This window comes from Comamonas sp. MYb21, assembly GCF_037479395.1.
GTDB lineage: Bacteria > Pseudomonadota > Gammaproteobacteria > Burkholderiales > Burkholderiaceae_C > Comamonas.
Genome location: NZ_JBBGZC010000013.1, coordinates 79237 through 89126 on the forward strand (window position 1 = coordinate 79237; position 9890 = coordinate 89126).

General features: G+C 58.1%; 9 protein-coding genes and 1 pseudogene. 8 read left to right on the plus strand and 2 right to left on the minus strand.

What is annotated here, in order from left to right; translation table 11 throughout:
• Window positions 1-55: 55 nt before the first annotated feature.
• The 6 genes and pseudogenes from WH367_RS19400 to WH367_RS19420 all read left to right on the plus strand — a co-directional run bounded on the left by WH367_RS19400 (window position 56) and on the right by WH367_RS19420 (window position 4587).
• A complete protein-coding gene (locus WH367_RS19400) occupies window positions 56-397 on the plus strand; it encodes a hypothetical protein (protein WP_339537300.1) in 342 nt (113 codons plus the stop codon).
• Window positions 394-918: a glycoside hydrolase family protein gene (locus WH367_RS19405; RefSeq protein ID WP_339537301.1), complete on the plus strand. Its 525-nt coding sequence runs from the start codon at window positions 394-396 to the stop codon at window positions 916-918. Before WH367_RS19400 ends, WH367_RS19405 begins: the two co-directional genes overlap by 4 nt.
• A complete protein-coding gene (locus WH367_RS19410) occupies window positions 915-1460 on the plus strand; it encodes a hypothetical protein (protein ID WP_339537302.1) in 546 nt (181 codons plus the stop codon). The genes WH367_RS19405 and WH367_RS19410 overlap by 4 nt, the downstream gene beginning before the upstream one ends.
• Before the next feature lie 332 nt (window positions 1461-1792).
• On the plus strand, window positions 1793-2986 hold the full coding sequence (locus WH367_RS19415) for an Ig-like domain-containing protein (RefSeq protein ID WP_339537303.1): 1194 nt from the start codon (window positions 1793-1795) through the stop codon (window positions 2984-2986).
• Between the two features lie 137 nt (window positions 2987-3123).
• A pseudogene (locus WH367_RS24380) lies at window positions 3124-3371 on the plus strand (hypothetical protein).
• A gap of 478 nt (window positions 3372-3849) precedes the next feature.
• The gene (locus WH367_RS19420) at window positions 3850-4587 is read left to right on the plus strand and encodes a hypothetical protein (protein ID WP_339537305.1); all 738 of its coding nucleotides are present in this window, start codon (window positions 3850-3852) and stop codon (window positions 4585-4587) included.
• Window positions 4588-5221: 634 nt separating this feature from the next.
• On the opposite strand, the gene WH367_RS19425 is transcribed toward WH367_RS19420, so the two are convergent.
• Window positions 5222-6190, minus strand: coding sequence for a tripartite tricarboxylate transporter substrate binding protein (locus WH367_RS19425; RefSeq protein ID WP_339537306.1), 969 nt, complete (start codon window positions 6188-6190; stop codon window positions 5222-5224).
• Between the two features lie 284 nt (window positions 6191-6474).
• Window positions 6475-8046, minus strand: a complete 1572-nt coding sequence (gene proP / locus WH367_RS19430; protein WP_339537307.1) for a glycine betaine/L-proline transporter ProP — start codon at window positions 8044-8046, stop codon at window positions 6475-6477.
• Between the two features lie 184 nt (window positions 8047-8230).
• Between proP and WH367_RS19435 the strand changes: the two genes are divergently transcribed.
• Window positions 8231-9409 carry an acetyl-CoA C-acetyltransferase gene (locus WH367_RS19435; protein WP_339537308.1) on the plus strand — a complete coding sequence of 393 codons (1179 nt, stop codon included), beginning with the start codon at window positions 8231-8233 and terminating at the stop codon, window positions 9407-9409.
• Window positions 9410-9458: 49 nt separating this feature from the next.
• The coding region (locus WH367_RS19440) for an ATP-binding protein (protein ID WP_339537309.1) at window positions 9459-9890 on the plus strand (432 nt) is incomplete at its 3' end.

A 9890-nucleotide genomic window follows, 5' to 3' on the forward strand; every position in this document is an offset into this window, starting at 1 on the left:
AAAACACAACACAACCCGCTGCGGCGGGTTTTCTTACTTCTGAGGGAGTCTCTCGATGCAGAGCACAGACATCAGCATGCCGATCGCAAAGGCAACCAGTGCGGTGACGTTGGCCACGGCCGCGCAAGCCGATGTGGCAGACAAGATCGCCCAGGCGGCCACAGTCAATTCCAGTTTTGAGACTTGGTACTGGGTGAACTCCATCCCGTGGGGCACCATCGCCTCTATCGTGGCCGCACTCTATACGGTGCTGCTCATCTGCGAGTGGTTCTGGAAGAAGCTGTGGCGGCCGGCGTTCGAGCGCTGGGGGTGGATCAAGCCACGGCTGGGCCCGCGCATCATCACGCTGGACGAGTACCGCCAGATGAGCGAGACGCAAAGGGCGGACCTGTCATGAGCAACAAGCAGCGGGTCGCAGTGGCGGCCCTTACAGTTTCTGCTGCGGCGATCCTGAGCCTGTTCGGCGCCGAGGGCTTCCGCTCTGCACCCTACATCCCCACGCAGGGCGATGTGCCGACCATTGGCTATGGCTCCACAGTCTACGAAGACGGCACCCGAGTCACGCTGGCCGATCCACCGATCAGCAAGGAGCGGGCCTTACAGATTGTGCGCGACCACAAGAGCAAGGACGAAGCCATGTTCCGGGCCAGCCTGCCGGGGGTGAAGCTGACCCAGGGCGAGTATGACCTGTACATGGACTTCACCTACCAGTTCGGCATCACCAACTGGCGCTCGAGCTCCATGCGGCGCAACCTGCTCAATGGTGAGTACCTGCAGGCCTGCAACGCGCTGCCAGCCTGGCGCAAGCAAGCGGGACGGGATTGCTCACTGCCACAGAACTGGGGGCCGAAAGGCTGCAAGGGTGTGTGGACCCGGCAGCTTGAGCGCCAGGCCAAGTGCCTTGGGGAGCAATCATGACCACAGGTGTAATTCTGCGAATTTTGGCCTGCTTGGCCCTGTTTGGCGCCGGTGCGCTGGTCAACGGGTGGCGCATGAGCGGCCAGGTGGCCAAGTGCGAGGCTGAGCAGGCCCGGGGCCAGGCCACCCGGGCCGAAGCCGCACGCGCCGACGAAGCCAACACTGCACAACTGGAGAGTAAACATGCCCAAGACACGATCTACAACGCCGACCGCCTGGCGGCTTTCTATACCGGCATTGCTGATGTGCAGCACCGTGAGCTTGCTTATGCTGAGCGGGTGCAGCGTGGTGCCGAAGGAAGAGCCGCCACTTATCGCGCGCAAGCCCAAGCCGACGCCGCTGCCCGCAGCGATCTTGCAGATAAAGCCGCAGCCCTCGACCGCCAGCTTGCAGAAGGCCTCGGCGTGGTCGCAAGCCTCGGAGGCGACCTTAGGCGGCGAGACGCCGAAGTAGCCGCACTGTGCGACCAGGTGAACATTGAGCGCCGGCTGAGCGGTGACGACAGCGACCAGGCGTGTAGTGCAAAAGCACCGGATATGTAGGACGAGATGCACTGAAGAATTGGTGTATTGAGAAATAAGTATGATTAGTCGGTTTCTCTATCACCAACAGACTTCAATAACTTTTGTCGGAAAGCTCAATGCCTACTTCTCAGAGTTCTAGCCTGCGTCAACTTCTGCCCGCTTCATTGTTAGTACTTGCTTCCTTAGCGGGAGCTGCCGCAAGTGCGCAAACCGTAATCTTCCATGAAGACTTCGGAAATAGCGCCGGTCGCGTTTCATCTGCTTACGTTCCAGCTGTGAATCCTTCAGCGGACCCTGGCTACTACACCCCTAGAGCTAGTGGCCCCGTCCCTGATGGCACTTACACCATCATGCGTCCACAGAATGTGAATAGTTCCACCGCGAGCTCTTACTGGCGTGACCTCGCCCAAGATCACACCTATGAGCTCACGGGGGCCACAGATGGGGCTTTGATGGTGCTGAACGCAGGCAGTGGCCTTGATTCCTTTTACGAGCGCAACTTCGATGTGCAACCCGGTGGAAGCTATCGGATTAGTGTATGGCGCTACACAGTCAACAATAATCTGGGGAACGGCCAGCCAATCGCATGGTCTTTGCGCCTCCAAGAAGTGAACAGTGGTACGGATATCATCAATTCGGGAAACATCAATAGCCAGGCGAGATTCGTTTGGGAAGAGTCTGTCTATGAGTTTTCCATCCCCCCAACATGTACACCGCCTGCGGGTGGAATTCAAACCAAGCTCTCGCTTCGGAATGAGTCTCCTGTCACCAACGGAAATGACATCTACATTGACGACATTTCTGTAACGCAGATCGCATACGACCCGGCACTTCCATCGGCGTGCCCGCAGGAGCGTAGCGCAGTAGTGGCTGATGCCGACAGCGCCTCAACGCCGTTCAATACTCCGGTCACATTAAGCGTTAAAGGTAACGATTCAACCAGTGCAGGTGTATTGAGCAATCCAGCAATCACCACACCGCCAACTCAGGGCGAGGCGCTGGTGAACCCGGATGGAACTATCACATATACGCCCCCCGCAGGTTTCTCTGGCGAAGTCACCTTTGAGTATGAGATTTGTAATGGCGAGACTCCGCAGGCATGTGATAAAGCTGTTGTGACTGTCACGGTGGAAGCACAACTTCCCGTCGTCGCTGACGATGACAGTGCCACCACAAAAGCCAACACATCAGTGAACATTGATGTGAAGGTCAATGATTCCACACCTGTTGGAGTGCTTGGCAATCCCACTATCGTGTCGCAGCCTGCCAACGGAGAGGCCATCGTGAATCCTGATGGAACGATCATCTACACGCCTCCCGCTGGATTTACGGGAGTGGTGACGTTTGAATATGAGATTTGCAACGGTGAAACGCCTCAGGCTTGTGATACTGCAGTGGTGACCGTCACTGTCACTGATGAGCCAGTGCCTCCTCCTGGTCAAGCTGCCACCCCTGTGCCGACGATGGGATTCGGCGCTCTTGCAGCGTTGTCTGCAGTTATCGGCGCCGTGGGCATTTCGCGCCGTCGAAAAAAAACTAGCTGATACCCGCTTGCTGATTTGTTATAGCAAAGCCTAAGAGCCTCCCCCGCCACTACAGCAACGTGGAGGCTCTTTTTTCGTCTGTGGGTCCATTGCACAATGGGTAAACTGTATTTTTATCCAGTATTGAAGATGCCCCTATGCAGATCGATCAGGTTGCCCTCGCAGTGCTAGTGAAGCTGCCGCCTGGCTGTCGCAAGTCCGCTCTGAGAACTTCAGGCGCTGGGCGTGCATCTTCGGCATGCTGGGCCAGCCGTTCTGGTTCTACGCCTCTTGGAAAGCTGAGCAATGGGGCATCTTCGCTGTGAGTGTCCTGTATGCGCTGGCGTGGATGAAGGGGCTGTGGATCCATTGGATTCGGCCTGCGTGCGACAGCTCAGCGGGCTAAATCCATCAAGCGCCACAAGGAGATTTAAGACGCAATGCATTCCGAAACTCCGACAAATTGTCGCGGTTTAGGTGGTCGCGGGAAGACGGAATTCGCTTCTGAGACAGCAGGCCTATCCGACGACAGTATGCGCGATGTGCACCACCACGTCGCTCGCGGTGATGCTCTCACCGGTCTATAACCTCCGCAACAGAGGAAAAATTGGTTCTTTAGGGGCGCAATTTTGATCAGTGTCTAAAATTCATCTGAATAAAATCAAGATATGTTGGTATGGTATCAGCTGTCCTCAACGGCAGCAGCACGCTTTCACAAAGGCTAGGTCCATAGACAGTACGTATCATAACGCGCAAGTCCAGCATGCGCATGGCGATTATTATTTGAAAGTGCTCACGGGAGTTCTATTTATGCGAACACGAGGTATTATATCAATCCACACTGTCGCGTATGGTGTCAGCAATTAAAAAACTAGGCGGTGCACATGATCCAACGTGGTGACTTTCTATTGGATTCAACGTTTCCAATTCTCCAGCATGAAGAGCATGATTTCTTTAGCATAGCAGGCACAAGCGTATTGGTAAGGCATCGCGAGGTGGAATTCCTAGTTACAGCAGCACATGTGCTTCGTGACAATGGAGGCGCGAACCCTCTAATTATGTGTTTCGAAAAGGAGAATATTGAGCTTGTTGGCCCAGCATGGATGACGCCGCAAACGGAAAATAATGATCTAGATGTGGCAATTTTTGACTTGCGTTTTCACGCCAAATTGCGAGAACTGTTTGATGGGTATCGTGTTCATTCTCTTGAGGAACCCGATGAATTACCTGGGTATGCCAGGAGTCATTATTACATATTCGGTTATCCATTCAGGAAAGCAAAATACAAAAGAGATTCAGGTGAAATTAAGATAAGTCCGTTGGACTATATAACTGATGAAGTTGAAGATGATATTTACGCTAAGTATGGCACAAATAAAGAAGAAAATATACTAGTCAGATATGAACCCAAAAATACATATGACAGTAATAAAATAAGTAAAATTGCACCTTATCCACATGGCGCTAGCGGTGGTCCAATTTTTCGAATTTTGGTCGATGATGAAGATCATGCAATAATGTTCATTTTCGAAGGGGTTATGACGAGATGGAAAGATAAAAAATACATACTTTCAACGAGAAAATCGCAAATTAAATCATTTATCGATAAAAGATTTTTTTGATAGCGATAAAGCAGCGCTCAACCAAAAGCCAGAGGCGATAGACGAAAGAATCTGCAAATTGACTTCAGCACCACGACGAGCAACTGTAAAGATACAATCTCGAACACCTAGTGCGCGCAGCCCCGAAAGCAAAGTGCGCATATTAGACACAAGCAGACAAATGGTCGCCATCCCTAAATCTGCCCCAAAATGAGCTAATTCCAGCGTATCCAGGCGGATAGCTCACCTCTGAAAAAGCCGCCTAAGTACGCTCTAAAACTCACTCTCTAGGGTTCGAATCCCTCCGTTTCCGCCAAGAAGCAAACCCCTGAGTGTTCTCACTCAGGGGTTTTTCTTCGTCTGGGGTGGTGTGTTCTTCACTCATCGCTGAATCGCATCTTGTCGGGGTGTGGCCTGCGTTGATTGCGGCGCATGTCCGTGGCCAGGCGCTGGGCCATGCTTACGCGGTTCGACATGAAGGACGCCATCCATGTGCGTTGGCTTGCCTTCAGAGCGGCAGCCACACAGCCTCAGGGCTGCGCGCTGCTCAGTTCCTTATCGACGCTATAGGCGGGATGAGTGGGTGGCCAGTCTGCAAAAAGCTGATGACGGCTCTGGCACTCACCCCGGCACCTGTCAATCTACCAGCGACGCTTTAATCCAGCCCAATGCTCTGCACAATCGCGCCTTCTTCAGCAAAGGCCCTCTTCGCGAAGGCGCTGTAATCCTGGGCATTGCGGTACTCCAGCCGCACGCCATAGTTTGCGGCCGACTGCTGAAAGGTGGGGTCGTCCATGGCAGATTTCACGGCGGCTTCAAGCTTGCGCACAATCTCGGGCGGCAGGCCCCTGGGGCCAGCGATGCCCAGTGGCGATGGCGTTACCACGTCATAGCCCTGCTCACGGAAGGTCGGCACATTGGCAAAGGCGGGAGGGCGTGTTTCCGAGGCAATGGCCAGCGCACGCAGTTTGCCTGACTGCATATGCGGTAGCACCGTATTGCCAAACACTCCCGTCTTGGTGTGGCCCGCAATCAAGGCATTCACCGCCTCGGCATCGCCCTTGTACGGCACATGGGTGAACTGCACGCCCGCCTTCTTCTCCAGCAAGGCCATCAGCACATGGTTGGCCGAAAACTTGCCGGGCGTGCCGTAGTCGACCGAGCCGGGCTGCTTTTTGGACTGCTCGACAATGTCCTTGACCGATTTGAACGGCGAATCCTGCGCTACGGCCAGCAGAAAGTCATACGACATAAAGGCCGCCACATAGCTCAGGTCGGCCACCGGATCGTAGGCCACCTTCTGGATATGCGGCTGCCGGAATATCGCTACCGGGCTCAAGGTCAGCCGGTAGCCGTCGGGCTTGGCATTCTTCATGTCCATCACCCCCATCGAGGCCCCGGCACCCGGTTTGTTCTCGATGATGATGGACTGGCCCAGCTGCTTGCCCATCGACAGGGCCAGTGCCCGGGCCACCACATCGCTCACACCTCCCGCCCCATAGGGCACGATCAGCGCAATAGGCCGGTTGGGGTAATCAGCCTGTGCCACGGCGGGCGCGGCAAAACCCGCAGCGCCCGCAACGGCAATGCTGGCTGCGGCAGCGGCAAAAGTACGGCGTTGCATGGTTGTCTCCTTGCATGAATGGTTGTTGTTTCTGCAGTCTAGCGAAGCCACCGCTACGCATCCCCAACACGCGTGACAGCAGGATGGCACCGGCGGCGGGGTCATCTTGGTGAACGGTAGGGCTCGCCGGATCAGGGTGGCAGGTACCCAGCTCTGGTGTCGCACTGGAGCCCGGGTGAGCGGTGAAAGCATGGCGAGCGGGTTCAGAAGAAAAAAAGCCCTACAAATAGGCAATTTGCAGGGCCTTGTGTTGCGATGTTGGTAGTGCCTAAGCGGTACGCCACTCAATCCAGCCGCGGATGCAAATCAACATACTTCTGTTTGCGCAGCTCCAGCGCCGCAATCTGCTCTTGCAGCTTGGCAATCTCGGCGTCGATATCGTCCACGCTCTGCTCGATATGGTCCAGCGTCTGGATCAGCAGCTCCTTGGCCTCCTGCTTGCTGGAGGCCGCTGGCGTGGCGCCGCGAAGGGGGCGGTTGGCGGTTTCCTTCATGAAGATGCCGGTGATGATGCCGACGACTGCGACAAACATCAGGTAGTAGGCGGGCAGGTAGAGGCTGCCGGTCGAATCGACCAAGGCGGCGGTGATGGTGGGCGTGAGGCCTGCGACGATGATGGCGATGTTGAACGAGGCGGCTAGCGCGCTGTAGCGGATGCGGGTCGGGAACATCGCAGGCAGGGTGGAGGCCATCACGCCGGTAAAGCAGTTCAGCACAATCGCCAGCATGAACAGGCCAACAAAGATGAGCGCGATCTGGCCGTTGATGATCAGCCGGAACGCGGGAATCGCCAGCACCAAGAGGCCGATCGAGCCAACGATCACAAACGGCTTGCGGCCAAAGCGGTCGCTGGCCAGGCCAATCACCGGCTGCACAAAGAGCATGCCGATCATCACCGCGATGATGATCAGCACGCCATGGTCTTCGGAGTAGTGCAGGTTGTGCGACAGGTAGCTGGGCATATAGGTCAGCAGCATGTAGTAGGTGATATTGGTGGTCAGCACCAGGCCCACCGATACCAGCAAGGGGCGCCAGTAGCGTGTCGCGATTTCCTTGAAGGAGATGCGTGGGCGGTTCTCCACGTCCTCCTGGTCGTCCTTTTCCATCTGGTCGAGTTGTTGCTGAAAGGCGGGCGTTTCTTCGGCCGCATGGCGCAGGTACAGGCCTACCAGGCCCAGGGGCGCTGCCAGGAAGAAGGGCACGCGCCAGCCCCAGTCCAGAAAGCTCGCCTCGCTCAGCAGGCTTTGCAGCAAGACCACGACGCCCGCGCCGGTGACAAAGCCCACGATGGAGCCAAAGTCCAGAAAGCTGCCCAGAAACCCGCGCTTGCGGTCCGGCGCAAACTCGGCCACAAAGATGGCGGCGCCGGTGTATTCACCGCCCACCGAGAAGCCCTGCGCCAGCTTGCACAGCAGCAGCAGGATCGGCGCCCAGATGCCGATGCTGGCGTAGGACGGTATCAGCCCAATACAGAAAGTGCTGGCGGCCATGATGATGATGGTGATCGACAGCACCTTCTGGCGCCCGAACTTGTCACCCATCACGCCAAAGAAGATGCCGCCCAAAGGGCGCACCAGGAACGGGATCGAAAAGGTGCCCAGCGCGGCAATCATCTGCACACTGGGCGATGCATCGGGGAAAAATACCTTGCCCAGCGCAAAGGCGACAAAGCCATAGACGCCAAAGTCGAACCACTCCATGGCATTGCCCAGCGCGGCGGCAGAAATCGCCTTTCTGAGCTTGACCTTGTCGACGATGGTGATGTCGTGCAGCTCCAAGGTGCCGCTTTGGGTGGGGATCAGCGGCGGCGAAGGAGGCGTCGGATCGGCCGCTGTATTGTTGTTGGTGGTATCCATGCGGTTCCCCGGTAATTATGGGTCGCCATCTTCGCCAATCGCTGCCCGCCCGTCTGTAGGACGAGGGGGCTGCGCGCTGCCGCCAAACTTCGCCAGCCACCCGTTATGGGTGGTCGGGCCGGGGTGGGGGGCGCCTAAACTCTTCCCGAGCATCTTCTACACAATGACGAGACAAAGGAGTTCCATGTCCGAAGCTTTTATCGTGGCGGCGCAACGCACGGCCGGTGGCCGCCGAGGTGGCCAACTGGCCGGCTGGCATCCCGTGGATCTGGCCGCACAGGTCATCAATGCGCTGGTCGAAGGTGTCGATGCCGACCCGGCCGCCGTGGACGATGTGTTTCTGGGCTGCGTCAGCCAGGTGGGCGAGCAGTCCAGCAATGTGGCGCGCAATGTGGTGCTGGCCTCCAGGCTGCCCGAATCGGTGCCCGGCACCAGCATCGACCGCCAATGCGGCTCCTCGCAGCAGGCCATCCACTTTGCCGCGCAGGCGGTGATGTCGGGCGCGATGGACATGGTGATTGCCGCCGGCGTCGAATCGATGACCCGCGTGCCCATGGGCAGCCCGGGCGGCCTGGCGCAAAAGGCCGGGCTGGGCCATTACCACAGCCCCGGCATCGCCAGCCGCTACGGCGATACCGTCTTTAGCCAGTTTGTCGGTGCCGAGATGGTGGCGCGCAAATACGGCCTGGACAAGGATGCGCTCGACCGCTACGCCTTGCAAAGCCACCAGCGCGCCGCTGCCGCCAGCCGCGCCGGCCATTTTGCCGCAGAGATCTTGCCTATCGCAGTGCGCGATGCCAGCGGCGCCTTGACGCAGGACCTGCATGCGGTGGACGAGGGCATCCGCTTTGAAGCCACCTTGGAAGGCATTCAGAGCGTCAAGCTGCTGCAGGAGGGCGGCTTGATCACCGCAGCCAATGCCAGCCAGATGTGCGACGGCGCCAGCGGCGTGCTGATCGTCAATGAGCGCGGCCTGCGCCGCCTGGGCGCCAAGCCCCTGGCGCGCATCCACCACATGACCGTGCTGGGCCATGACCCTGTCATCATGCTGGAGGCCCCGGTGCCCGCCACCCAACTGGCCTTGAAGCGGGCCGGCATGCGCCTGAGCGACATCGACCTCTACGAAGTCAACGAGGCCTTTGCCTCGATCCCGCTGGCCTGGCAGCAGGCGCTGCAGGCCGATCCCGCGCGCATGAATGTGAACGGCGGCGCTATTGCGCTGGGCCATCCGCTTGGCGGTACGGGCTCCAAGCTGATGGCCACCCTGGTCCATGCGCTGCACCAGCGCGGCGGCCGCTACGGGCTGCAGACCATGTGCGAGGGCGGGGGCATGGCGAATGTGACGGTGATCGAGCGCCTATAGAAGTCGTGGCACCATAAGGGGATAAACATGCCGCGCATTGATAAAAACAGTGACCGAGACAAACCACACACTTCCCCGGCTGGAGCCCCGGCGCATTGAGCGCAAGCATCTTCTGGCGCGCCTGTCCGAGGCCCGCCATAAAACCTGCCTGCTGATCCACGGCCCGGCGGGCAGTGGCAAAACCTCGCTGGCGCTGCAGTGGCGCGCGCAAGCGCTGACCTTTGGCCATGACGAAGCCTGGGTGACGGTGCAGCCCGGCGACGACGGCCAGGCGCTGATGGCGGCGCTCTTCGATTCGCTGGACCGCATCGACAGCGATATCGCGCGCGAGGCTCGCCTGCTGTCCAACCGGGGTGGCGAGGCGCGGGCCGATGCCATCGTCATTGCCTTGCTGCGCGCGTTTTTTGCGCGCCGCCGGCCCGTGGTGGTGGTGTTCGAAGATTGGCAGAACCAAGGCGACAAGAGCCCGGGCGCGGCGCGG

Coding starts and splice junctions, on each gene's coding strand:
- proP (WP_339537307.1), bottom strand. CDS start 8,046: ATGGATACCACCAACAACAATACAGCGGCCGATCCGACGCCTCCTTCG.
- WH367_RS19435 (WP_339537308.1), top strand. CDS start 8,231: ATGTCCGAAGCTTTTATCGTGGCGGCGCAACGCACGGCCGGTGGCCGC.
- WH367_RS19410 (WP_339537302.1), top strand. CDS start 915: ATGACCACAGGTGTAATTCTGCGAATTTTGGCCTGCTTGGCCCTGTTT.
- WH367_RS19405 (WP_339537301.1), top strand. CDS start 394: ATGAGCAACAAGCAGCGGGTCGCAGTGGCGGCCCTTACAGTTTCTGCT.
- WH367_RS19400 (WP_339537300.1), top strand. CDS start 56: ATGCAGAGCACAGACATCAGCATGCCGATCGCAAAGGCAACCAGTGCG.
- WH367_RS19425 (WP_339537306.1), bottom strand. CDS start 6,190: ATGCAACGCCGTACTTTTGCCGCTGCCGCAGCCAGCATTGCCGTTGCG.
- WH367_RS19420 (WP_339537305.1), top strand. CDS start 3,850: ATGATCCAACGTGGTGACTTTCTATTGGATTCAACGTTTCCAATTCTC.
- WH367_RS19415 (WP_339537303.1), top strand. CDS start 1,793: ATGCGTCCACAGAATGTGAATAGTTCCACCGCGAGCTCTTACTGGCGT.